Genomic DNA, 24,925 nt, shown 5'->3' with positions numbered 1-24,925 from the left:
CATAAATTTCCCTTAGCATGTTACTGTAATACTGGACAAAGGAGTGAATTCATGGAAACGATTCTGATTGTCGAGGACGACGCCAAGCTGGCAGACCTGCTTAGCAGTTATTTGTCAAAATATGATTTCCATACCGTCATCGTAGATGATTTCAATAGAGTGCTGGAAACCTTTGAGGACAGCGCCCCAAGCCTGGTGCTGCTGGACGTCAATCTGCCGAGATATGACGGGTTCTATTGGTGCCGCCAGCTTCGCAAATCCTCACTCTGCCCCATCCTTTTCATATCTGCCCGCGACAGCGGCATGGATCAGGTCATGGCGCTGGAGAACGGCGGCGACGATTACATTATCAAGCCATTCCAATACGAGGTCGTGCTGGCCAAAATCCGCAGCCATCTGCGTAGAGCTTACGGCTCTTACGCCCACAGCCAGGAAGAACGTAAGCTTCAAGCCGGAGGACTGACGCTGTATCCGGAGCGTTATGTGATCCAGCACAACGGCCTGTCCGCTGAGCTTACACAGAAGGAAGCCGTCCTGCTTGAAGCGCTCCTGCTGAAGGAAGGGCGCGTCGTCTCCCGTGAACGGCTGCTGGACCTGATGTGGGAGGACCAGCATTTCATCGATGATAATACACTTAATGTCTATATCACCCGCGTACGTAAGAAGCTCAAGGATCTTGATCTTGACGACATCGTAGAAACCATAAGAGGTGCCGGCTACCGGCTCAGCCTCTCCGGAGAAACACCATGAGGCTGTTTCTTAAGGATCACCGGCCGCTGCTGCTCTTCTATCTGCTCCAGATGATCCTCATCCCCGTGCTCTACTGGGTTACAGGCGAATACAGACCCTTCTCGATTGTTTTATACGGGATGGCCCTCAGCTTTGCAGTTCTCATTCTATATCTGGGCTTCCGGTATGTTCAGCACTATAAGCTATACACCCGCCTGAGCGGACCCGGCGGAGCCCCGGGGGAACAGCTTATTCCCCTTGACGATGCGCCGCTGCCCGAAGCGGTGACGGAAATGATGCAGCACAACCACCGCTATTATCTGGACCAGCTGCATTCCCATACCCGGCGGATGGATCAGCATATCGATTTCATCAACCGCTGGGTCCACCAGATGAAGACGCCGCTTTCCGTCATCCAGCTTACCCTTCAGGATTTGGAGGAGGATGCTGCCAGCAGCATCCAAGAGGAGGTAGAGCGGCTCCGCAAGGGACTGGAGATGGTTATTTACACCTCCAGGCTGGAGCGCTTTGAGGATGATTTCCATGTTCAGCCTCTATTGCTTCGCAAAGCCGTAAGCGAGACCGTCGCCGATAACCGCAGGCTGTTCATCCGGCGTGGAGTCCGGGTAGACATTACCATTGACGATGGACTATCTGTATACAGCGACGCCAAATGGCTGAGATTCATGCTGGCCCAGATTCTCGTCAACGCCGTAAATTATACTGCCGGGACAGGCAAGACAGTAACCATTTCCGCGGAGCAGACAGGAAACGGGAGCATCTTACTGATTAAGGATCAGGGCATTGGCATCTCTCCCGAAGACCTGAAACGGGTGTTCAATCCTTATTTCACCGGAGAACGCGGCCGCCAGTATCATGAATCCACCGGGATGGGCCTCTATCTGGTCCGTGAGATCTGCGCAAGGCTCGGGCATACGGTAGAGCTGCAATCCCGGCCCGGCGAGGGGACCACAGTTCGCATTACTTTCGGAGGAGCAGTTGATCCTCCTCGCGGCTGAACTACAGCATCCGCTCAGCTTCCTAAGACTGGCTGGAGCTGCCACAAGCTTCACAACCGGGAGCATTCCGCCCGCCATGACCAAATGGCCGGTAGAGTGCTCTCTTCTTCATGTCTGCTAATCTCATAATGCAGTCAGAATAAGGAATCCGCTCCCAGGGGATAATACAGAAAATCATCCAGAATCCAGCAACGAGGAGGAGTATCGATGCCAACCCATCTGCAGCAACGCCGCAAGAAAGGAACAGATCCCGCCAAGGCTTCCGTTCCTGCAACGCTGCCTCTTCACCCCTCATTAGATATTACCTTGCAGGAAATTACTAAGCGGATCGGTCAAAGCTCCGATGTTGTTTTCCGCAGATTCACTAATGAATCTTTAAGCTCCCTCTCTCTTGCTTTTATATATATCGACGGACTCGTTAACGCAGATGCCGTCAACCAGACGGTACTGCAGCCGCTGATGGAGATGGTTGCTCCCAAGAGCGGCGGTATTACCGCCAAGGACGCCTTCAGCCTGATTAAAGATCAGATGCTGCCGGTCGGGGGCGTCAAGGAAGGCAAAACGCTGGAAAGTCTGCTCCCCATGCTCTTCGAAGGCTATACCCTCATTCTGTTTGAAGGACTTCAGGTGGCACTGGCTGCCGATACCTCCGGCTGGGAGAAAAGAAGCATCAACGAACCAACCTCCCAAGGTGTCATCCGCGGACCCAAGGAAGGCTTCACAGAGAGCCTGCGGACAGGCACCTCTATGCTGCGGCGCAGACTCAAAACCTCCGATCTTAGAATAGAAGAGTATAAGATCGGTCAGCGCACTCAGACCGGTGTGGCACTCATCTATCTGGAGGGTATCGCCAGTGAACAGGTGGTGGCGGAAATCCGCCGGCGCTTAAACGCCATTGAAACCGACAGCATTCTGGAGAGCAATTACATCGAGGAATTTATTCAGGATGGCGGACTGACTCCCTTTCCGACCATCCAGAACACGGAACGTCCGGATGCGCTTGCCGGAGGCATTCTGGAGGGCCAGGTCGGAATTATTATTGACGGGACTCCCTTTGCACTGCTTGCTCCCTCCACTTTCTTCAATTTTTTTCAGTCGAGCGAAGATTATTATCAGCGTTATGATATTTCTTCTTTCCTGCGGCTGATCCGGTATGCTGCTTTTTTTGTATCCATGCTGCTGCCGGCCTTGTATATCGCCGTGACTACCTTTCACCAGGAAATGCTGCCGACAACCCTGCTGATCAGTCTGGCCGCCCAGCGTGAAGGCGTACCGTTTCCGGCACTGGCGGAAGCGCTGCTGATGGAAGTCACTTTCGATGTGCTGCGTGAGGCCGGGGTCCGTATGCCGCGCACCATCGGGCCGGCGATTTCCATCGTTGGGGCACTCGTGCTGGGACAGGCCGCCGTTCAAGCCGGACTCGTCTCCGCAGCCATGGTTATCGTGGTGTCGTTCACCGCCATCTCTAACTTTGTCATCCCGTCCCTGGCTATCGCCAATTCGATCCGCCTGATCCGGTTTGTCATGATGCTGATCGCCGCTACCCTTGGCCTGTTCGGCATCATGTCCTTTTTGATGGTGCTGCTGATTCATTTGGCCGGACTGCGTTCCTTTGGTGTACCCTACCTGTCCCCGGTAGCTCCAATGACTCCCCGATATTTGAAGGATATCTTTATCCGCGTTCCGCTCTGGAGCATGACCATGCGGCCAAAGACCAATCTGGGCAAGGAAACGCGCAGACAAGGCCCGGATCAAAAGCCGCAGCCCCAAGAAGAGGCGCAGAACAATCAGCAAACCAGGCAGCCGCAGGGGGAGGATCCCAGTTGAACGGTAAAATCGGCACCACCCAGACAGCCATGCTCATCGTCAACACTATCTTGCCGACAGCCACCGTCGTGCTTCCCGTCATCATTGGCAACTACGCGGAACAGGACGCGCCGCTGGCTATTTTGTTATCGACTCTGGCCGGGCTCGTGTTCGCCACGATTGTCGGGACAGTCATCCGCTACAGCAAGGGCGCACCGTTTCTGACCTGGATTGGCGAGAAGAGTTCTCCTGTTGCTGCTACGATTCTGGGCCTATTGATGCTGCAGTTCTATCTGGACACATCGGCTACCATTTTGCGCGAATTCGTCAATTTCATCAAAGACAATGTACTGATCGACACCCCGGTCACCGTAATGACCATCCTGATTCTGTTAATTACGATTTATATGGTCAGGCAGGGCCTTGAGTCCATCGCCAGAGTGAACAGCCTCGTGCTGCTGCTGTACTTTTTCTTCGTGCCGCTCTATCTGTTTGGGCTGTACCGGGACATGGATGTCCATCAGCTGCTGCCGGTCTTTGATCACTCTCTGGCCTCCTTGACACTGGCCGGCATAACACCGGCTACCTGGATGTCCGAAGTCGCGGTGCTGCTGTTTCTGGCTCCTTATTTGCAGAATCCGCAAAAAGCGCGCATCGCCGGCTGGGCAGGCCTTCTCTTCGTTGCTGTGCTGATGATGTTTTCGCTCGTAACGACACTGATGGTGTTCGGGTCCGAATTCATCAAGCTCAGCACATATCCGGGTTTTTCCACCGCCGGAGTCGTTCATATCGGCAGATTTATCGAAAAGCTGGACATTCTATTCATCTCCTATTGGGTGCTGTCCATCTATCTGAAATTCTCGATCTTTCTGTTTGCGACTGTCGAATGCTTCAAACAGACCTTTCGTGTAAACAGCAGCCGGCCTTTTATCGGGGCTCTGGGTCTGATAATCGCTTTAGAATGTCTCTTTACCTGGCAGAGTGCAGACCAATTGAATCTCTACAACAAGGAAGGGCGTTTCCCGGTCTTCTTCCTGTTCAATGTACTTGTTCCGCTAGCTGCGATCCTGCTGCACCGGCTCCGGAAACCGAGATCCAAACGAAAGGGGTGGGAAACATGATGCAGCAGCAAAACACCGAACCCTATTCTGCAAATCCCGCGAGACCTCTGGTTTATGCCGTGAAAAAAACGCTCTGCCTGGGACTCTGCCTCCCCCTCCTGTCGACATTGCTGACCGGATGCTGGGATGACCGGGAGCTGAGTGAGCTGGGCATTACCTCCGGTTCGGCATATGACTGGAAGGATAACGAGTGGAAGGCCACCTACCAGGTCATCAACCCTTCTTCCGGCACCAGCAGCATGGGAGGCAGCGGGGGCGGGAGCACCAGCTCACCGCCGTTCGTCACCTTCACAGTAAAAGGCCGAACGATTATGGAAGCGATCGAAAAAACCAATCTGACCAGTACGCGCGAAATGTTTTTTTCCCATTCTCGCATAACCGTAATTGGAGAATCTCTGGCCAAACACGGCATCAGTCAACTAATCGACATGTTCCTGCGCAAGCAGGACGCCCGGGAAACTGTATATGTATTTCTATCCAAAGACGATGCCGGAGATATTCTGGACCAGCTGATGCAGCTGACCAAAAATCAGGGAGCCGGTATCCAGCTCATGATTGAGCAGGAATCGAAGCTGCTCTCCTTTTATCCCAGCATCCGGCTGTTTGAACTGGCCATGGCCCTGTCCTCCGAATCCGGAAGTGCCGTGCTGCCGGAAATCCGCCTCACTGGTGACCAGATCATGGATGAAACCAGCGAGACCGGTCGGACCGACCTGCCTTCACGGCTCGAGCTGGGAAGGCTCGGTGTCTTAAAAGGCGAAAAACTGGTAGGATGGCTAACGCAGAAGCAAGCCTTCGGCTTGTCGTTTCTGACGAACAAAATTGATACTGCCACCATCGCCTTCGCCTCCCGGCCCGAAATCAGCGACAAACCGGACGCCTCGTTCATCCTCCAGAATTCGACCACTTCCGTTCATCCCATCTGGGATAAAGATCACTACATCATGGATGTGAATATCAAAGGAAGCGGCGTATTGACGGAGCTTGGAAGCGTCATGGATTTGAATGACCGGGCTTCCATTACGGAGATGGAGCGAGCCATTGAACAGCGTATCCTGGAACTCGTGGGCAACTCATGGAGTGAGGTCAAGCGGCTGGGAGCGGACGTCACGGGCTTTGCCGTGAGGATTCACCGCAGTGACCGCAAGCGCTGGAAGCAGATTGAGAAGGACAAAAGCTGGGAGCGCATGTTCCAGAATATTGAGATCAAACCGCATGTTTCGATCCAAATTGAACGGAGCGGACTCAGCAACAAATCCTTTAAATCCGTCCAGCAGAAGTAAAGGGGCCTGCTCTATGAAAATAGCGATCACTCTTCTGCTTTATGCCTTATCTTTCGTCTGGGGCTGCACCCGGCTGCGCGGAGAAGGAAGGAAGCTGCACCGGCTGTGGTTTGGCTGCATTCTGGTCTGGTGTGCTTATGAGAACATTTGCGGGATTACAGAAACGCCGCATTTCAATATGGCTACCTTATATATTACTTACTTTCAACCCGCCGGCAGATTCATTATCAAGTGGTTAGGAGGCTGATTTCGGACTCATGCAAAAAAAGGAACAGGTGTCTGGCCTGCAAATTGCGTTTATGATTATGCTGTTCGAGATTGGCAGCACGCCGCTCTTTCTGCTGGGCGGCAAGGCCAAGCAGGATTCCTGGCTGGCCATGTGCACTGGCTCGCTGGGCGGCTTCATCCTCCTTCTGCTTCTGCTGTGGATTCAGCGCCGCTCGCCCAAGCTGGACCTCATCAGCATGCTTAAATTCCATTTCGGAGGAGTTGCCGGCTCCGTGATCGGCTTGATCTACTGCTTCTATTTCGCTTACCAGTCGATGCGCAATGTCCGCGATCTCGGCGAGCTGACGGCATTGACTTTACTGCCGAGATCCCCGATGCCGCTCACGATGCTCATTTTTGTAATGATTGCACTTTATGCGATTTGGAAAGGTGCGGAGGTTGTCTTCCGGCTGCCCGAGGTGCTGCTCCCGCTGGTTCTCTTCTTTTATTTCCTGCTTGTGCTGCTGCTTGGTATTATGGGCTCCATCGACTTCTACCGGCTGACTCCTGTCTTCGAGGGCGGATTTATGCCGATTGTAGAAGTTGCGCTGCCGGATATCGTCTCCTTTCCCTTCGGCCAAATGATTGTGTTCCTGATGTTGTGGTCCCTCTGGGATAAACCCGGTGTGCCGGTAAAAAATACAGTGACCGCCTATATTGCCATCAGCATCTTTCTCATCTTCATGAACGCGCTGAATGTGGCTGTCCTCGGCCCATCGATTGCAGGGATCAGCCAACTGCCTTTTCTGAAGACAGTCCGCACCTTATCGAACCTCAAGTTTGTGGAACGGCTCGACATTCTGGTAACGATCCAACTCTTTATCGGGCTGCTGATCAAGATGATGCTCTTCTACTTTTGCGCGGTTAAAGGCATTAGTGAACTGAGCGGCAAACCGGCCAAATGGTGGGTTTTTCCCGTAGGAGCGGCAATCTATGGCACTTCCTTTCTGGCGAGGGACTATACCCAGCATCTTGCCTTCGGCCTGGGGCCAAGCCTCAAGATTGACCCGCTGTTCCAAATCGGTTTCCCGCTGCTGCTCTCAATATCCATTCTGCTGCGGGGATGGTTCAAACGAACATCCTCCTGACCTGGCGAACATAACCTTAACCGCGCTGTAAGGAAACGTTAAGGTAAAACCATAGCATGCCGGAAGCTCATCCTGTACACTCGGAATCAGAAGATAAGCACCTATAGGCGACAATGGGTGACACTCATGTTTCGGTTAGAAAGGAATGAATTCCATGAATGTACTCGAAGTCACGGCAATGAACAAAGTATACCCGGGAAAGGTGCTTACGCAGGCTCTTACCGATATTCATCTCAGCATTGAGCAAGGTGAATTTGTGGGAATTATGGGCCCTTCGGGCAGCGGCAAAACCACCCTGCTCAACATGGTCTCAACCATTGACCAACCCTCCTCGGGTGAAGTGAAGATCGGCGGCAGCAATCCCTATCAGATGAACAAAAAAGAGCTGGCCCTGTTCCGCCGCAGAAAGCTTGGCTTTGTGTTCCAGGATTTCAACCTGCTGGAGACATTGACCGTAGGGGAGAATATCGTTCTTCCCCTGACTCTGGATAACCGCAAGCTTTCCGAGATGGACGCGCTGCTGCAGCGGGTGGCCGGGCGGCTGAATATCACGGACATCCTGAATAAGCGGACCTATGAAATTTCCGGCGGACAACGCCAGCGGACGGCGATTGCCCGGGCAATTATAACTTCGCCTGCCATTCTGCTCGCCGATGAGCCGACGGGAGCGCTCGATTCGAATTCCTCCCGGATCGTAATGGAGTCGCTGGAGGACATCAACCGCAAGGAAGGCACGACGCTGATGCTGGTTACGCATGATCCGATGGCAGCAAGCTATTGCAACCGCATCGTCTTCATTAAGGACGGCAAGCTGGCTGCGGAAATCCACCGCGGCGACAACCGCCAGGCCTTCTTCCAGAAGATCATTGATACACTTTCATTCTGGGGAGGGAATAGTCATGAGCTTTCCTCAATTCGCGTTTAACAATGTGCGGCGCAACGCGCGGGCATATATGGCCTTTTTCCTCAGCAGCGCCTTTATGGTCATGATCTTCTTTTCCTATTCGGTGTTCATCTATCATCCTGAAGTAACCTCTATTGAGCTTGGACGTAATTCGGCTACCGGGATGAAAATTGCTTCCTATATTGTCTTCATTTTCGCCTTTTTCTTTGTCCTGTACTCGATCAGTGCTTTCCTCAAGCTGCGGAATCTGGAATTCGGCATCCTGATGATCCTGGGCGCGCGTCCCGGGCAGATCAACAGACTGATTCTGCTGGAAAATATGATTATAGGCCTGCTGTCGATCCTGAGCGGCATGGCCGCAGGGATGCTGCTGTCCAAGCTGTTCCTGCTGCTCAGCACTAATATTATTGGTATTGCAGATATGCCATTTTATTGGCCGGTAAAAGCACTCGTGATCACTTCCGTTTCCTTTCTGGCGTTATTCCTGATAAATTCAATCTTCACCCTGCTGTTCATCCGCAGGAACCAGGTGCTAGAGCTGCTTAAGGGAAGCGTGAAGCCGAAGAAGGAGCCCAAAGTATCCTGGCTGCTTTCGCTTCTCGGACTTGCACTGCTGACAACAGGAGCCATTTCCATCGGGTTGGAGCTGTCTCCGAACACACTGCTGATCGCTGCCGTCACAGGCATCGCCGGCACTTATTTCTTCTACTCCCAGTTGTCGGTGCTGGGCATCCGCCTGCTGAAGCTGAGCCGCAAACGGCTATGGCGCGGAACCAATCTGCTCTGGATCAACGAAATGAGCTACAAGGTTAAAGACAATGCGCGGATGCTGTTTCTGGTAACGGTTGTCACTTCATTGGCCTGCATGGCCGCAAGTCTTCTTCTATCCATCAGCTCTTCGAATAATACGACGTATGTGAACAGTCCATTCGCTATCGACTATTCCGTTGACAATGGACACGGTCCCGAACCCGGACTGACCACCATTCATGATGCCCTGGAAAACGCCGGATTGCAGTACACAGAGAACAAAGTGGAATTCATCCGCGTTTCTATCCGAGGCCTTAATGATGTGGACCAGTTTGACAACGTTCAATTGCTGACGGTGTCCGTATTTAATCAACTGGCAGGACAAATGGATGTCACCGGAATCCCTCCTTTGTCTGACGGAGAAGCTGTGCTGCTGCTTAACCCCCAGAACGCCATTATCGAATATAACGCAGGAGAGAAGATTCTGCTGGCAGATCAAGTAAATGTGGAACTCGTCCTGAATCATCTTATCAATCCACCGGTTATGCCTTTTGGCCAATACAACCCGTCGGTGATGATTGTCAGCGACAGTGTGTATGCAGAAGCTGCCGGTAAGGCTAGAGCCAATGATCGCGAAATAAATTACTTTTATAAAATCCCGGCGTGGGATGCACTGCTTCCTAAGACCGGGGAGCCGGAGACTGTCATCTCCAGTGAGCTGGTGCAGTGGAGCAGGGACAGGAATCATGCGACTGACAACTGGCATACGTTAATAAGTGCACGGGCTGATAGCTATATGAATACCAAGCAGGGAACCTCAATGCTCAGTTTTATCGGCATCTTTATCGCCCTGATCTTCTCACTCTCTTCAGCCAGCTTCCTCTATTTCAAGCTGCATACAGAGCTGAACGCAGATATGCGGATGTACCATGCACTCTCCAAGATTGGACTCAGCACCAGAGAAATGTCGGCTTCCGCCACCAGACAGATTGCACTGCTGTTCTATATCCCTATTCTTATTGCAGCCGTGCAGACTCTTGTAGTTGTCCGTCCCGTACTGAAAGTGATGGATATCACGAATGTTACCGTTCCTGTGCTGATCACATCGGCAGCTTTCCTGTTAGTGCAAACCGTGTATTTCATCATTGTCAGATCCCGCTATATTCATAGTCTGAAGAAGATGATGGTGTAACCCGGAGGCGTAGGCTACAATGAATGCTGAGTCCTAGTGAGTGAGAATAAAGCGCCGCTGCTTGATTGCAACCAGAGAGCAGAATTACAGGCGTACCGGAGGTTCTGCCTGATGTCCAAAGCCGATCATATGCTGTCCATCCTGTGGATGCTGCAACAGAGGAGAAGAACCGCTGCCGAGCTCGCGGAGGAGCTGGAGCTCAGCATCCGCTCCGTCTACCGTTATATTGACGCGCTCTGTGCCAGCGGTGTTCCCGTAATTGCCGGCGCCGGGCCGGGAGGCGGGTACAGCCTGCCTGAGCATTTCAGTGCAGCGCCCCTGTTCTTCGACACCAGGGAACAGAGGGCGCTCGTACAGGCCTCCGCTTTTGCCCGGGGCAGCGGATACCCTTATGTCGCAGCCCTGGACGGAGCGATTGCCAAGCTCAAACGCTACAGCAATGCGGCGCAGCTGTCACAAATGGAGCGCCACGAAGCCGGCATGGAGATGCTCCATGCACCTGGCGCTGTGCTGCAGCCGCTGCTGGAGGAGTTGGAAGCCTGCATCGCAGGCAGCCTCACCCTGCAGATGGACTACCGCAAGGGAAACGGAGCGGATGTTTCTGCCCGGTCTATAGATCCTTACGGGCTGGTGCTGTGGAAAGGCCAGTGGTATATGGCCGGCTATTGCCATCACCGCCAGGAAATCCGCAGCTTCCGGGTAGACCGGATTGGAGGACTGCGGCGGACCGGAGATGACTTTGTGCGACCTGCCGGATTCTCCGCACGCGAGTTTCTGCTGCGCGGCCTGCTTCCCGGCCAGGATAAAGCTTCCGCACTGGTGGCTGTCATCATCCAGTCTGCGGAAGCCGTCCTGAATGATCTGTGCAGCCATTGGCTGTTCGGCCATACGCTTGCGGAACGAACCCCGGAACAAGCCAGCTTCCTGCTGGATGAAGCCTCGCTATACAGCTACGCCCCCTATTTCCTGCTGCCTTACGGCAAAGCGCTTAAGATCATCGAACCCGCAGCTTTAAGGCAGAAGCTGGCAGCTATCACTGCGGACCTTGCAGATTATTATAAAGAATAATATCTTTATCCGGATCACTGACCGCAGCTGTCAGTGATTCTTTTGTATAGTGAACTTATCGCTAAGGCAAACATTCATAGGACTTTGCCGAGGCAAATAAGAACATAAAAGGCAGGAGGAATAAGGCATGCAAGAACTGAAATATCAATTCTATATCGGCGGAACACCAGCACAGGTGTGGGACAGCCTCGTCTCACCGGATAAAGTACAGCAAATCTATTACGGCAGCACGATCCACTCCAGCTTTACAGCAGGGGAACCGCTGAAATATATCGGGCCGGGGGCAGATGGCCCCGATACCTTGCATGTATACGGCACAGTGCTGGAATTCTCTCCAGAGCAGGCGTTCCGCTTTACCCACAAGGTCGGCCCCTCCTATCTCAAGGGCGGCGAACCGTATGAATCATGCATCTCCTGGCTGCTGGAGCCGGTTGGCGGCTGTACCAAGCTGACACTGATTCATGATCAATGGCATCCTGATGATCCATCCTACGGCCCCAGCGAAAGCTCCTGGTGGCAGATTCTCAGCAACATCAAGACCTTAGTGGAAACAGGCAGTACGCTGGATTTTGGTAGCTGGGAGTAGAAGCAGACACCTGAAGATGGACGAATTCTGTGTTTATCAGGATTATAGCCAGTACATCCCTACTTGAGAGGATGTTTTTTCAGTCCAATCGAATGCATGGATGCTCTCTGAGTCCCCCAACCCACGCGTAAAAGCAGCAATTGCTGCCTTTACGCGTGGGTTATTTTTATTTTTCCCTAGGGAAACTTTTTTGTTGCATGGACAAATTTATTTACGTATACTAATATTGTGGTAGAGTACAAAAATCTAACCCATGTGCATAACATAAATCAATAAATCATACATGCTCAATCAATCTGGATGGAACGGAGGAAAATCTTATGGCCGGAGCCGTAATTCCATTATCTGAAGCTGTGAACGGCAGTACCCTGCATATCCGCAGCATAGAAGTGCAGGGTGTGCTGAGGAGAAGATTGCTCGACCTCGGGTTTGTCGTCGGCAATGCTGTCGAGGTACTGCGGCGCAGTCCGCTTGGAGACCCTACCGCCTTCCGGGTAAGTAATACAACCATTGCCCTGCGCCGGGAAGAAAGCGCTCTGATTTACGGAGAATTAATCGGAGGTGATGAAGCATGAACCGTTACACTGTAGCTTTTGCAGGCAATCCCAACACGGGCAAGAGCACACTCTTCAATCTATTGACCGGCCTGCGCCAACACACCGGCAACTGGGCAGGCAAGACCGTCATCACCGCCGAAGGCGAGTTTACCCACAAGAACAATACCTACTTGGCTGTAGATCTTCCGGGTACCTACTCCCTATACTCCAACTCAGCTGACGAGGAGGCCGCAAGGGACTACATTATTTTTGAGCAGCCGGATGTGACGCTGGTGGTGCTGGACGCCACTTCACTGGAGCGCAATCTCAATCTTGCCCTGCAGGTGCTGGAGATTACCGGGCGGGCCGTTGTCTGCATCAACCTGATCGATGAAGCCAAGAAGCTGGGTATCGATATTAACCTGAAGGCCATTTCGAAACGGCTCGGCGTACCGGTAGCCGCAATTTCGGCCCGGAGTGAAATCGGCATTGAGGCGCTGCTGGATCAAATTGAGCGTGTGGCTACTGGTACTTATACAGCGGAGCCGCTGCGGATTACGTATAGCGATGAGATTGAGCAGGGCATCGCCGCGCTCCTTCCTATGGTAGAGCAGACGGTCGGTTCAAGATATCCGGCACGCTGGATTGCCCTGCGGCTGCTGGACGGTGACGAAAGCCTGCTTGCTTCGCTCAAAGCCAATATGGGACAGAGGAATATTTCCGGATCGAAGGGGGTAGTGGGCCATGGAGTCACCGCATGTCATTAAGGGAGCCGATCCGATGGATTCCCTGCTCTCGGCAGCGAAGAATCTCGCAGACAAGGGCGGAATCCGTGATGAAATCGTAAGCGGAATATATGGTGTATCTGCGGGGATCTGCAGAGATGCAGTTACCTACCGGGACAAAAAGAAGCTGGGCAGCACTTATAAGCTTGATAATATTGTCACCTCCAAAATATGGGGATTCCCTATTATGCTCGCCGGGCTCGGACTCGTCTTCTGGATTACGATTGCCGGCGCGAACTATCCTTCGAGCTGGCTGGCCTCGCTGTTCGGCTTCATCGAAGGTTATTTAACCGCCGGATTCGAAGCAGTGAGCGCTCCAGCCTGGCTGCACGGCGTGCTTGTGCTTGGCCTGTACCGCGGAACCTCCTGGGTTATCAGCGTCATGCTGCCGCCGATGATGATTTTCTTCCCGGTATTTGCGCTGCTGGAGAATTTCGGCTATCTGCCGCGCGTGGCTTTTAACATGGACCGGTTGTTCAAGAAATCCGGCGGGCACGGCAAGCAGGCGTTAACGATGTCGATGGGCTTCGGCTGCAATGCTGCCGCCATTCTCTCCACCCGCATTATCGAATCGCCGCGTGAACGGATGCTGGCTATTCTGACCAATAATTTCGTGCCCTGCAACGGCCGCTGGCCGACCCTGATTCTGCTGTCCTCCATGTTTATGGTCGGGGCCGCTACCACTGGTGCGCTGCGGACCTTCTCGACAGCCCTTGTCCTGATGGGAATCGTAATGGTCGGTATCACGGTAACCTTAACAGTGTCCTGGGTCATGTCCAAAACCGCGCTGCGCGGCGTTCCCACCCACTACACGCTCGAACTCCCGCCGTACCGCCGTCCGCAGATCTGGAAGACGATTGTCCGCTCCTCCAAGGAGAAGTCGCTGAATGTATTGACCCGCGCCATCGTCGTGGCTGCTCCGGCAGGCATTATCACCTGGATCCTAGCGAATGTGTTCGTTGGCGGAGACAGCGTGCTGAACCATATGGCCGCTTTTTTTGATCCTTTTGCCCAGCTGCTCGGCATGGACGGCTTCATCATGATGGCCTTCATCCTGGGGCTTCCGGCCAATGAAATCGTGCTGCCGATTCTGCTTATGGGCTACATGTCCTCCGGCGCTATGGTCGATGTCGACGGTATCGGCAGCATCAAGGATATCTTCCTGAGCCATGGCTGGACGTGGTTGACCGCGCTCAACATGATGCTGTTCTCCCTGCTCCACTATCCATGCGGCACTACTCTGATCAACATCTACAAAGAGACCAAAAGCATGAAATGGGCAGTGCTCTCGGCTGTCATACCGCTGGGCATCGCCATTGCCGTCACCTTCCTGGTTGCACAGGCAGCGCGCTTGTTCGGCTGGGTCTGACAGAGTTCTTACGCGCCCGGCTTCTCCCGTATACAGGGTGGGGCCGGGCCGTTTTTGTGTATCCGCACATTTCCGGAGAACGCGGAATTCCCGCTGCTGCTGCAACTGCCTGGCAGGCTCCGTTCAATGCTCCATTCCCGTTCTGTCCAGTAATTTGACTCGCCCCCTTCTCAGATGTTAGGGTGAAATTGAAGCCATATTTTTCCGGGAGGGAATGTTAATGACGGAAGTAAAGCTTACTGTCGGGTACGACGAATTTGAAGAAGGTCAAAGAATAGGCACGGAGATTGAACGCTTGAGCACAAGTCCTGAAGCAGCGCAACTAACCAGCCTCATCATTGGGGATTGGGGACAGGCCTATGAGAACAGCTCCAAGGAGGTTGTGTCAGCCCTTGTGAAATACAGCGGAAGCTTTCCGGCTCTGCGCAAGCTGTTTATCGGGGAGATGGGTTATGAAGAATGTGAAATTTCGTGGATTACACAAAGCGATCTTTCCCCGCTTCTCCCCGCCTATCCGGAGCTTCAATCACTCACCATTCAAGGCGGAAATGAACTGAGCCTCAGCAGTCTGCAGCATGACAAGCTGGAGGAACTGATTATTATTACCGGCGGACTTGGCAAAAGCGTTCTGGCAGAAATCGCCGCAGGACATTTGCCGAATCTGCGCAAGCTGGAGCTGTACCTTGGCGTGGACAACTATGGCTTTGATGGCGGACTGGAAGATCTCTACCCGCTGATCCAGCCGGATAAGTTCCCTAAGCTTACCTATCTGGGACTGAAAAACAGTGAAATTCAGGATGAAATTGCTGCGGCCGTGGCCGATGCGCCCATTCTGGACCAGCTGCATACGCTAGACCTTTCGCTTGGAACGCTTAGTGACAAGGGTGCGGAGGCGCTGCTGGCCAGCGAGCGGATTAAAGACCTGAAGGCACTGAACCTGAGCTATCATTATATGTCGAATGAAATGATTGCCCGCTGGAAGGCAAGCGGCCTGCCGGCCGATGTCAGCGACCAGCAAAAAAGCGATGACGAGGAAGATTGGCGTTATCCCTCCATCACCGAATGATGCAGGAACCGCAGCCGCTGATCCTGCTATGTTGTCCCGGCGACAGGCGCTCGGACGGCATCCAGCAGGCGCGGAGCCGCCTCGGGATGCCCCCGGCCCTGCTCATCCCTTACTCAGAGCTGCTGCGGGGAAGTTCGCTCGCAGAGCTGCTGGAGCAGGCGCTGCACTTGCAGACCAGCGGACAGGCGGGCCTGTGGCCAGAGCCTTCCGGTTCACATCCGGCAGCAGCTCCGCCTCTCCTGCGGCTGGATTCACCCGGCGGCAGCTTCGAGATGGAGCAGGCCCTCATTACCTTGGGCGCACCGGATGCCGGGGATCAGGATGACTCGCTGCACCCCTTCGGGCATCATCCTGATCCCCATCCGCTGAGTCTCCAGGCCGCCGGGCGGCTGAAGGACATGCCCGGCGTGCTGCATCATCCATCTCAATGGTTCCGCGGCTACTGCCGGCTGCTGGCCAGGCTTCAGCGCGAGGCCGCAGAGCTGCTGCCAGAAGCCCGGTGGCAGAATCACCCCGGAGATATTGCTGCCATGACCGACAAACGCCGGACTCAGCAGATTCTGGCTGAGTCCGGTGTTCCGGTTCCCCGGCCTCTGGGCGGCGGACATCCTCCGTCAGACTATGCGTCCCTGAGGGAGCTGATGATCACGGAGCGGATGCACCGGGTATTCATCAAGCTGGCCTGCGGCTCTGCCGCTTCCGGTGTCATCGCTTATCAGATCAATCCCGCTACGGGAGCCGAAATCGCTGTGACTACTATCGGGGTTGAGCAGTATATCACTCGCCCTCCCGTGTACTATAATTCAGGGAAACTGCGGCGTTATACCGACTCCGCTGTTCTGTCCGGAATCATCAACTGGCTCTACAGCCATGGCGCGTATGCCGAGCAATGGATTCCCAAGCCGGGCGCAGCCGGAGTTTCGTTCGACATCCGCCAGCTTGTCGTGCTTGGAGAAGCCTGCCATTCCGTTGCCCGGGTCAGCACCACGCCCATTACGAACCTGCATCTGCGCAGCCAGCGGATGTCTCCGGCAGAAGCCGGGCTCACGGAAGAGGTGCAGGAGCAGGTACGGCGTACAGCTGTGCAGGCCCTTGCCGCCTTCCCCCGCTCGGCCGTTGCCGGGATTGATATCCTGGTATCCTCCGGCAGTTCCCGGCGTACTTATGCTGCGGACGTAAATCCTTTTGGCGACTTGCTCTACGATGTGGAGTATGACGGCTGCGGCACGTATGAATGGGAAATGAAAAAGCTGAATGCAATTGCGAATCATGAATGAGAGACCTTATAGCGTATTGCTATCTTTAATCCATATCTCTTAAGAAAGGGCGCTTATAACGGTTATGACAGATATGAATGCCATTGTTGGCACCCATGACATCCTGATGATCACACTGGATACCTTGCGCTACGATGCTGCTGTTCTGGAGGAAGAGAACTGTCCCAATCTGTGCGGCACCGGTTCCTGGGAGAAAAGGCATACCCCCGGCAGCTTCACTTATGCCGCACATCATGCCTTCTTCGGCGGTTTCCTGCCGACTCCCGCTGACACGGACAAAGCTTCACATGTGAGGCTGTTCCATTCCAGAAATACCGGGATGAAGACCCATCCGCACACCTGGCTGTTCGACACACCTGATCTTGTATCAGGACTTGCTGCCGGGGGCTACCGTACGGTATGTATTGGCGGGGTTATTTTTTTCACTAAAAAGGTCCCGCTGGCCCGCGTACTGCCCGGTTATTTCCAGCACAGCTACTGGCGGATGACCTTCGGTGTCACGAACCCGCGCTCCACGGAGCATCAGGTGAACCACGCTTTGAAGGTGCTGAACGATACCCCGCTGGATCAAAGGCTGTTCCTGTTCCTCAATGTGTCAGCCATCCACGGGCCGAACCATTTCTTCCTTCCGGGCGCCCGGAAGGATTCGGTAGACAGCCAGCGTGCCGCACTGCGTTATGCCGACGGAGAGCTGGGGCGCCTGTTTGATGCATTCCGCGAACGCGGCAATCCGGTCTTCTGCCTGGCCTTCTCGGACCACGGCACAGCCTATGGGGAAGACGGCTACCAGGGACACCGACTGGCACATGAGACCGTGTGGAATGTCCCTTACCGGGAATTCATCCTTTAGATCAACAGCCCGGTTCAACCCGGAAGAAAGGAGAAACGTATGGCGTCAACCGGCAACTTTCTGCAGCATCCTAATGACAACGACGTAAGACCGTCTCTCTCTCCGGAGGAGCTTAAGCACTGGAAAGAGCAGATTACCGCTAACCCTTACCGCAATTATCTCTATTCCTATCCGCACAAGACAGCCTATCGTGAATTCCAGCCTCCTATTCCGCTGGAACAGCTGTGGCTGGAAGAGCCTGCGGATTCTTTTTTTCTCTATATGCATATTCCGTTCTGCGGCGCACGCTGCGGCTTCTGTAATCTCTTCACCCTGCCGGACAAACGTGCAGATGTCCACGCCACCTATGTGGATGCACTGGAACGGCAGGCACAACAGTGGTCGGCCTTTACCGGCCATAAGCCGTATGCCCGGTTCGCGATCGGCGGCGGTACGCCAACCCTGCTGGCCGCCCCGCAGCTAAGCCGGCTGTTCCGGATCGCCCGGGAGATCATGGGCCTGGACACCGCCCTTGCTTCAATCTCAGTCGAAACCTCACCCGAGACGATTACGGAAGAGAAGCTCGCCATCCTGAAGGACAATACCGTGGACCGGGTTAGCATGGGCATTCAGAGCTTCGTCGCCGCCGAATCGGCGGCCATCTACCGTCCGCAGAATCCTGAGGTGGTATACCAGGCACTGGAGCTGCTGGGGAAATATCAATTCCCCATCCTGAATCTGGATCTGATCTACGGGCTTCCCGGCCAGAGCGTGGAGTCCTGGCTCTATTCGCTGAATCAGGCGCTCCTGTATGAACCGGAGGAGATCTTTCTCTATCCGCTCTACACCCGCGAGCATACGATTGTGAAGCCGGGAGATCTGCTGCGCCAGCAGGATTTCCGCCATGATTGCTATACTGCCGCTTGCCAGCTCCTCGCAGAGCACGGCTACCGCCAGTATTCCATGCGCCGCTTCGCTAAGGAAGCGGCTGGCACCAGCAAAGCCATCCTCGACTACAGCTGTCAGGAGGAGGGGATGGTCGGCCTCGGCTGCGGAGCCCGTTCCTATACGCGGGAGGTGCACTACGCCTCCCGCTACGGCGTCAGCCGCAAGGCAACGGAGAGCATCATTGCCGATTATGTGTCGTCTGAGTCTTATGACACGGCCGATTACGGCATTGTGCTGAGCCGGGAAGAACAGAAGCGGCGCTTCATACTGAAAGCTGTACTGCACAGTGAGGGGCTGAAGCTGGCGGACTACAGCGGACGTTTCTCGGCCTCGCTGTGGAATGATTATCCTGAGCTTAATCTGCTGCTTCAAAGTGGTCTGGGCGAAGTAGAGGAAGGTATCCTGCGGTTAACTCCTGAGGGTCTGGGCTACTCGGACTCCATCGGCGACTGGTTCATCTCGGGTGAAATCAGGGAACGTATGGAAGGATTCATTTTGCCATGAATGCCGTCCTCTACTACCGCGGGGCCCTCACCTCCTGCAATTATGATTGTCCCTACTGTCCGTTCGGCAAGACCAGAGACAGCGCAGCAACGCTTGCCAAGGACCGCGAAGGACTGGAGACCTTTGTCCGCTGGGCTGCGGAGCAAGGTGCGGCAGGCCACCGGCTGTCGATCTTCTTCAATCCTTACGGTGAAGGACTGATTCACCGCTGGTATAAAGAAGCGCTGATTACCCTCTCCCATCTCCCCCATGTGGACAAGGTGGCTATCCAGACCAACCTGTCGGCCAGTCTGGATTTTATCCCGGAGCTGAACCCGGCCACGGCTGCCTTCTGGACGACCTATCACCCGGGACAGGTGCGGGAGGAACGGTTTCTGGCCCAATGTATGGCTGTCTATAAGCAGGGCATTCCCTTCAGTGTCGGCAGTGTGGGCCTGCGCAGCGCCTTTCCGGCAATTGCCTCGCTGCGGGCCGCCCTGCCGGATGATGTCTATCTGTGGGTGAATGCCTACAAAGACAAACCGGATTATTACACACCGGAAGATCTCGCCTTTCTCGGCGGCATCGATCCGCATTTCTATATCAACACAGTCGACTATGAAAGCCTGGGCAAACTCTGCAACGCCGGCAGCAATGTGTTTTATGTGCAGGGACCCGGTATAGTAAAACGCTGCTATAAGGACAGGGGCGTCATCGGCAACCTCTACCGTGACGGCCTGGAAGGCCTCGCTGCAGAGCGGAGCTGCCGCATGAACTTCTGCGACTGCTATATCGGTTACATCCACATGCCCGGGCTCCGGCTGGAGCAGATTTACGGCTCCGGCCTGCTGGAACGAATACCCTACGGAATCGCGGAGGTGCAAGGATGAGAGCTAGTCGCGAAAATGCTGGAATTGAAGCAAAGTACGAAGGCTCCGAATTTGTAGCAGCGCACAAAAGTGCGGGAATTCGTTCAGGTCACGGAATGACTCTGTGGCTCACGGGCTTATCCGGGGCGGGTAAATCAACGATTGCCTCGCTTCTGACGGACAGACTGAGGGAACAGGGGCTGGCTGCCGAATGGCTCGACGGAGATGAGCTGAGGCGTGCGCTCGGACAAGGCCTCGGCTTCAGCCGGGAAGACCGCTTCGAGAATATCCGCCGGGCCGTCTATGTGGCCGGAATGCTGAACCGGCATGGCGTCATTTCAGTGGTCTCGGTCATCAGCCCTTATGCGGAAATGCGCGACTATGCCCGCCAGTCGCTGCCCGGTTTCGCAGAAGTCTATGTTGATTGCCCTTTAGAAATTTGCGAGTCGCGGGATGTCAAAGGGCTGTATGCCAAGGCCCGCCGGGGCGAAATCCCCTCCTTCACCGGCATTTCTGATCCTTACCAGGCGCCTGTCAGCCCAGAGTTAACGCTCCGCACAGCCGAGCAGACGCCGGAGGAAAGCGTGAATGAGATATGGTCCTGGCTAACACGAAGCGGGACCCTGCCTGAGCTTAATAAATAGACACAAAACACCCTGTCTGCTTGCCCGGACAGGGTGTTTTGTGTCTTATGGATACTTACATGTATTAGCCATGCCTTGGGCCAGTTGCTTGCGTGGACAGCACATCGTGGGACGGACGTTTGGATAAGCACCATGTAACTTTGAGCTTCCCTGAACAGGACATCTTGGGGCCGACCGCTTGCGTGGATGAGGCCTTGTATCTCCATATTGTCCCATATATGAAAATCAGAGCCGATTGTCCTCTAGTCATGAAAAAGCTCCCCTTACAGCGGCAGGTTTTATTATTTCACCTGTCTGCCGTAAGGGGAGCATATCAAACTTTATTTTCTCGTCCGTGTCTAGCTCTCAAAAGCAGGTTTCATTTCCCAGACCTCCATTGATTTTACCGTTAGGGTACCGTCGCCCCAGATCTGCATACCAAGAGCATCCGTGCGGCTCGGATAAACGCGAGTCGTCAAGCTTTTCAGTTCGTTGGCATAAGCCTCTACCATAGAACGGTCCAAATAAATTTGCAACTTCAAATTCTCGCCGCCTAACTCCAGCTTTCCGCCTTGAACACCTCTGTCCCAATCTGCCAGTTCGTCCAATGATGAATGGTCTCGGTCCACGATCAAAGCCGATTCCTTTCTGTCATAATAGAGCAACGTTTCTTCTTCACCACCGGGGGAGCAGCGAAATTTTATTCCCAACTGTGTGCACGTTCCCGCCTCCAGCTCCACCCGTATTCCCAGCATATCGCCTTTGACTTCTTTCAACAGATCATTGGCTTCGTTTAACGATTTACCTTCGATGGATGTGAGTTTTTCGCCGCGAAGCAGTTCCATTTCTTCGATGGGTCGTATTCCAAGCCGTCCGTCCTCACGAAGGAATATGCTAAGGGGAATTCCCGCGTTATGGGCATATCCGGAATAATAATTAATTTCTGACGTTCTGACTCCCTGGGAAATGGTGAATATGAGCTTACGTCCCGTCTTCGGATCAACCATGCCGCTAGGACCCGTGAAATGGAAATCGCCCAGATCGATCAACTGCGGTTCTTCCTGATCTGGAGTAAATCGCATGGCATCCTTGTCAAAGGTACCAATCCAGTAAAAGACTTCAACGTCGGCTTCAGGGCCAAGAGGGCTAATGAGCAAAATATATTTTTCAGTTCCGGTTTTGTTTTGACCGAGCGGAAGGAATACAGGCAATTCCCACATATTTCCGAGATAAGGGTATTTCTTAATATCGCTTATATAAAAGGGGCCCTTATACTCCCATTCGATCATGTTTTTTGATGTATAAGAGAGTGCCGTTCCCCCCTGACCGTCGGTGCCCGAACCGATCAGCAGGTACCAAGTGTCCCCGTCTTTCCAGACAAAAGGATCGCGAAAATCGCCATAGAAGCCTTGCCCTTTCTCTTGAACGATGACAGGAACGGGATGTTTCTCCCAACGGACCAGATCGTTCTCACCGTCTTTCAGAAAGGTGCTTCGTGCCAGCCCTACCCGCTGGTTCGGAGTGGCGCTGTCGTCGCCGGCGGTATAGAACAATGCCGGAACGCCGTTCTCGTCATAAGCGGAGCTGCCGGACCATACGCCATCCGGATCAAGACCGTTCTCCTCTGGAGCAAGCGCCCATGGCAGATCCCGCCAATGCGCCAAGTCATCGCTAACCCAATGGCCCCAATGGATCGTATGCAAATACGGCCCATGCGGATCATGCTGATAGAACAAATGATATTGCCCGTTAAAATAGATTGGCCCGTGCGGCTCGTTCATCCAATGCTGCGGTGGACTAAGGTGGTATTGCGGACGGTGCCTGTCGTTTGCAAGCAAGCTGCGGTCCAATTTGATATCATCGTACGGAATCGCCGGAATGGAACCTCCATAAGGAGTCACATAATCCTGGTAAGATTGTCTCACTTCCTCCGGCGAAAGAGCTCTATTGTACATCTTCAATTCATCGATCATGCCGCTGTACATATTAAGCACATACGGTGTATCGCCCAATATGAAGCCCTTGTTATTCTTGGCGATCATTAAATCTCTGTTGCATGGTGTAATCGCTGTGTTAGCAACGATTGATTTGGCTGCTACCTCCTCACCGTTCAGAAAGAGTTTCATCACGGCATTCCTACTGTCAAATGTTGCAACAATATAGGACCATTGATTCAGGGGGAGGGAATGTCCATCCGCCCAAATCTCAACCCATTCGTTATTTAATCCTACTTGCATGGACCACTGGCCGTGACGTAAAATACCAAAAACATAACCTTCCTTTTTCTCGCGGTCATGTTGATTTATGATGGGCGAAAGCCTTGCTTCTATGCCTCTTTCATAAGTACGGGGCGCTACCCATGCTTCAAGCGTAAGCGCGTCTTGCGGCATAACGGTCTTCTCTGCCGGACGAGCGATCCAATTGGAATATCCGTCAAACATCAGCGCATTTCCACTGATTCCTTTTCTCCTTTGCGGGTCATGCGAATCGTTATACCGCGCTTCGTTTAACACATACTCAATCTTATCGTTGATTCCGGTAACGTGATCTAACGCTTCCTTTCCACTTGCTTCGTCAAAAGACCAATGGCTAATCAATCCTTGTTTCTTTTCCATTCGAAAAAATCTTCCCCTTCTCTGTAAATTCGTATATTCGTATAGAGTAACCTAGAGGGTGTTCATCCCTTTGGCCTCTGCCAACGGTTCCATTCGGAACAAAGGCGAAACAATCAGAAGTCCAACTCCAAAAAACACACCGGCTAACAGATACATCGCCATAACGGACAACTGATCCTTCAGCCATCCTGACATGCTCATCGTTATCAGCATCGAGCCCATAAAGAGAGGGGACAGGATGCCGTTCACTCGGCCGACATAAGCTTGCTCTGTATTTTTCAAAATCAAAGTCTGAACCGCTACCTGAAAGCCTGGCGTAACCATGCCGATGAAAAATTGAGCCAAGAGCGTAAGCCACATAAAAGTCGATAGACCGGAAATCACCATACACAGCGCATTGACCGCCAAGCCGACAGCAAGCAGAGAACGGGCCTGCATGACTTTTCCCAGCATTACCGTTAAGGCTCCGCCGAGAATCATCCCCATACCGTTCAAAGAGAGCATCCACTGCAAATATTCCTTCGGCAAGCCAAGTCTTTCCGTAATAAGAAAGATGCCTAAGGGCTGGATAAATCCGATGCCAAGACCGGTACAACAAAAGCATGTTCCCAACAAAAGTAAAATTCGTTTCCCTCTGATATAATGCAGGCCTTGAACCATTTCAATCCTCATACTATTCGAATGTTCCATCTTGTCGGACTTAGTGTCTGCTGGCATCAAAGATAAGACCGCAGCCGATAGAAGGAAACAAACCGAAACCAGACCGATAGAGACCGAAATGCCGAACTGATAATAACACATCGTCCCCAGTACCGGTCCAAGCAACGTAAAGACGGCTATCATGGACTGAAACATGGACATTCCAGTCTGAAGCTGGTCCTCCGGCACATGCCTCTTAAACAATTTCATGCTTGATGGCTGAGAGAATTGCGACAAAATCGAAGAGACCAGCGTTGCCAAAAAGACGGCCTTCCATGTACCAAGCAGCAATGCCAGCAGAACGAACGCAACCGAAACCGCACTGCCTATATCGCACCAGACCATCGTTTTTTTGGGCTTCCATCGGTCTGCCCATACGCCTCCTATAAAGGAGAAGATAAATATTGGCGCAAATTCTGCAACCGATATCAGGGATACGGCTAATGCACTGCCGTTCGTCTTCTCCATAACAAACAACAAAACCGCAAAGTTTCTGACCCAAATTCCAAGCTGCAAAAAAGTCATGGATAACAAAATCCCAATCATAAACCGATTCCGTAGTAACTTGCCCATCCCCGCCGTATCCTTTTTCATAGGTTCACCGTTCGGAGAATACAATCGGCCCTATACCCGGAAAACTGTTCTACCGTCGAAAACTTCAGTTCTTCCCTCTCCGCGCTTTCTAGTTCAAGGCCGAGCTCGGTCTCGACTCTGACCAACAGACGTATGAAATCGGGTGAATCGAGCCCCAACCCGGCCAAGGCTCCTCTTCTTAGCGGCTGCCCGGCATATCCATCGCCTTTAATCTGTATTTCGTTTAGAATTTGATAAATTCGGTTAGCACTTGGCTGACTTTCTGCCTCAAGGCGCACTTTCTCGTCCATGGCTGCTGCCCGTACCGGATTCGGGAGCGCGGCGAAGTCCGTTTTGCCGTTGAAGGTCAAGGGGATCTGATCGATCTGTACCAGAAATGCAGGTAACATCTAATCATCTGTCCTTTCTACTAGAGCGTG

The 24,925-nt window shown here is 53.3% G+C and carries 23 protein-coding genes; 20 read left to right on the top strand and 3 right to left on the bottom strand.

Annotation, left to right across the window (positions count from 1 at the left end):
* Positions 1–51: 51 nt before the first annotated feature.
* The 20 genes from AC3WT9_RS26700 to cysC all read left to right on the top strand — a co-directional run bounded on the left by AC3WT9_RS26700 (position 52) and on the right by cysC (position 20,619).
* Positions 52–750, top strand: a complete 699-nt coding sequence (locus AC3WT9_RS26700; protein WP_038586809.1) for a response regulator transcription factor — start codon at positions 52–54, stop codon at positions 748–750.
* Complete coding sequence (locus AC3WT9_RS26695; RefSeq protein ID WP_341090220.1) at positions 747–1,748, top strand: sensor histidine kinase; 1,002 nt, start codon at positions 747–749, stop codon at positions 1,746–1,748. The genes AC3WT9_RS26700 and AC3WT9_RS26695 overlap by 4 nt, the downstream gene beginning before the upstream one ends.
* 207 nt (positions 1,749–1,955) lie before the next feature.
* The gene (locus AC3WT9_RS26690) at positions 1,956–3,575 is read left to right on the top strand and encodes a spore germination protein (RefSeq protein WP_341090218.1); all 1,620 of its coding nucleotides are present in this window, start codon (positions 1,956–1,958) and stop codon (positions 3,573–3,575) included.
* Positions 3,572–4,675 carry a GerAB/ArcD/ProY family transporter gene (locus AC3WT9_RS26685; protein ID WP_341090216.1) on the top strand — a complete coding sequence of 368 codons (1,104 nt, stop codon included), beginning with the start codon at positions 3,572–3,574 and terminating at the stop codon, positions 4,673–4,675. The genes AC3WT9_RS26690 and AC3WT9_RS26685 overlap by 4 nt, the downstream gene beginning before the upstream one ends.
* On the top strand, positions 4,672–5,958 hold the full coding sequence (locus AC3WT9_RS26680; protein ID WP_341090214.1) for a Ger(x)C family spore germination protein: 1,287 nt from the start codon (positions 4,672–4,674) through the stop codon (positions 5,956–5,958). The genes AC3WT9_RS26685 and AC3WT9_RS26680 overlap by 4 nt, the downstream gene beginning before the upstream one ends.
* Before the next feature lie 13 nt (positions 5,959–5,971).
* A complete protein-coding gene (locus AC3WT9_RS26675; RefSeq protein ID WP_341090212.1) occupies positions 5,972–6,205 on the top strand; it encodes a hypothetical protein in 234 nt (77 codons plus the stop codon).
* 10 nt (positions 6,206–6,215) lie between these two features.
* Complete coding sequence (locus AC3WT9_RS26670; RefSeq protein WP_341090211.1) at positions 6,216–7,313, top strand: GerAB/ArcD/ProY family transporter; 1,098 nt, start codon at positions 6,216–6,218, stop codon at positions 7,311–7,313.
* 154 nt (positions 7,314–7,467) lie between these two features.
* Positions 7,468–8,238, top strand: coding sequence for an ABC transporter ATP-binding protein (locus AC3WT9_RS26665; protein ID WP_341097569.1), 771 nt, complete (start codon positions 7,468–7,470; stop codon positions 8,236–8,238).
* Entirely contained in the window at positions 8,213–10,159 is a 1,947-nt protein-coding gene (locus AC3WT9_RS26660; protein ID WP_341090209.1) for an FtsX-like permease family protein, read from the top strand. The genes AC3WT9_RS26665 and AC3WT9_RS26660 overlap by 26 nt, the downstream gene beginning before the upstream one ends.
* Positions 10,160–10,270: 111 nt before the next feature.
* Complete coding sequence (locus tag AC3WT9_RS26655) at positions 10,271–11,227, top strand: helix-turn-helix transcriptional regulator (protein ID WP_342481926.1); 957 nt, start codon at positions 10,271–10,273, stop codon at positions 11,225–11,227.
* Positions 11,228–11,354: 127 nt separating this feature from the next.
* Positions 11,355–11,813: an SRPBCC domain-containing protein gene (locus tag AC3WT9_RS26650; protein ID WP_341090207.1), complete on the top strand. Its 459-nt coding sequence runs from the start codon at positions 11,355–11,357 to the stop codon at positions 11,811–11,813.
* 320 nt (positions 11,814–12,133) lie between these two features.
* The gene (locus AC3WT9_RS26645) at positions 12,134–12,388 is read left to right on the top strand and encodes a FeoA family protein (protein WP_341090205.1); all 255 of its coding nucleotides are present in this window, start codon (positions 12,134–12,136) and stop codon (positions 12,386–12,388) included.
* Positions 12,385–13,116 carry a FeoB small GTPase domain-containing protein gene (locus AC3WT9_RS26640; protein ID WP_341090204.1) on the top strand — a complete coding sequence of 244 codons (732 nt, stop codon included), beginning with the start codon at positions 12,385–12,387 and terminating at the stop codon, positions 13,114–13,116. Before AC3WT9_RS26645 ends, AC3WT9_RS26640 begins: the two co-directional genes overlap by 4 nt.
* Positions 13,094–14,503 (top strand): nucleoside recognition domain-containing protein, encoded by a 1,410-nt coding sequence (locus AC3WT9_RS26635; protein ID WP_492408185.1) that lies wholly within the window; start codon positions 13,094–13,096, stop codon positions 14,501–14,503. The genes AC3WT9_RS26640 and AC3WT9_RS26635 overlap by 23 nt, the downstream gene beginning before the upstream one ends.
* A 220-nt stretch (positions 14,504–14,723) precedes the next feature.
* A complete protein-coding gene (locus AC3WT9_RS26630; protein WP_341090202.1) occupies positions 14,724–15,569 on the top strand; it encodes an STM4015 family protein in 846 nt (281 codons plus the stop codon).
* Positions 15,542–16,846 carry an STM4014 family protein gene (locus AC3WT9_RS26625; RefSeq protein ID WP_492408183.1) on the top strand — a complete coding sequence of 435 codons (1,305 nt, stop codon included), beginning with the start codon at positions 15,542–15,544 and terminating at the stop codon, positions 16,844–16,846. Before AC3WT9_RS26630 ends, AC3WT9_RS26625 begins: the two co-directional genes overlap by 28 nt.
* A 64-nt stretch (positions 16,847–16,910) precedes the next feature.
* On the top strand, positions 16,911–17,696 hold the full coding sequence (locus tag AC3WT9_RS26620) for an STM4013/SEN3800 family hydrolase (protein ID WP_492408181.1): 786 nt from the start codon (positions 16,911–16,913) through the stop codon (positions 17,694–17,696).
* A gap of 39 nt (positions 17,697–17,735) precedes the next feature.
* Positions 17,736–19,127, top strand: coding sequence for an STM4012 family radical SAM protein (locus tag AC3WT9_RS26615; RefSeq protein WP_492408179.1), 1,392 nt, complete (start codon positions 17,736–17,738; stop codon positions 19,125–19,127).
* Positions 19,124–19,996, top strand: a complete 873-nt coding sequence (locus AC3WT9_RS26610; RefSeq protein ID WP_492408177.1) for an STM4011 family radical SAM protein — start codon at positions 19,124–19,126, stop codon at positions 19,994–19,996. Before AC3WT9_RS26615 ends, AC3WT9_RS26610 begins: the two co-directional genes overlap by 4 nt.
* A complete protein-coding gene (cysC, locus tag AC3WT9_RS26605; protein WP_492408175.1) occupies positions 19,993–20,619 on the top strand; it encodes an adenylyl-sulfate kinase in 627 nt (208 codons plus the stop codon). The genes AC3WT9_RS26610 and cysC overlap by 4 nt, the downstream gene beginning before the upstream one ends.
* Positions 20,620–20,957: 338 nt before the next feature.
* Here the strand turns inward: cysC and AC3WT9_RS26600 are convergent, their stop codons facing one another.
* Genes AC3WT9_RS26600 through AC3WT9_RS26590 form a run of 3 tightly spaced genes read right to left on the bottom strand, consistent with a single transcriptional unit; the run spans position 20,958 to position 24,895 of the window.
* Positions 20,958–23,213: a GH32 C-terminal domain-containing protein gene (locus AC3WT9_RS26600; protein ID WP_341090193.1), complete on the bottom strand. Its 2,256-nt coding sequence runs from the start codon at positions 23,211–23,213 to the stop codon at positions 20,958–20,960.
* A 51-nt stretch (positions 23,214–23,264) separates the two neighbouring features.
* Positions 23,265–24,485, bottom strand: a complete 1,221-nt coding sequence (locus AC3WT9_RS26595) for an MFS transporter (RefSeq protein ID WP_492408172.1) — start codon at positions 24,483–24,485, stop codon at positions 23,265–23,267.
* Positions 24,486–24,502: 17 nt separating this feature from the next.
* Positions 24,503–24,895: a hypothetical protein gene (locus tag AC3WT9_RS26590; RefSeq protein WP_341377482.1), complete on the bottom strand. Its 393-nt coding sequence runs from the start codon at positions 24,893–24,895 to the stop codon at positions 24,503–24,505.
* Positions 24,896–24,925: the final 30 nt, after the last annotated feature.

It is taken from the genome of Paenibacillus sp. EB106-06-01-XG199 (assembly GCF_058791575.1).
The sequence above is the reverse complement of the archived record's forward strand: the minus strand, read 5'-3'. Positions and strand labels throughout refer to the sequence as shown.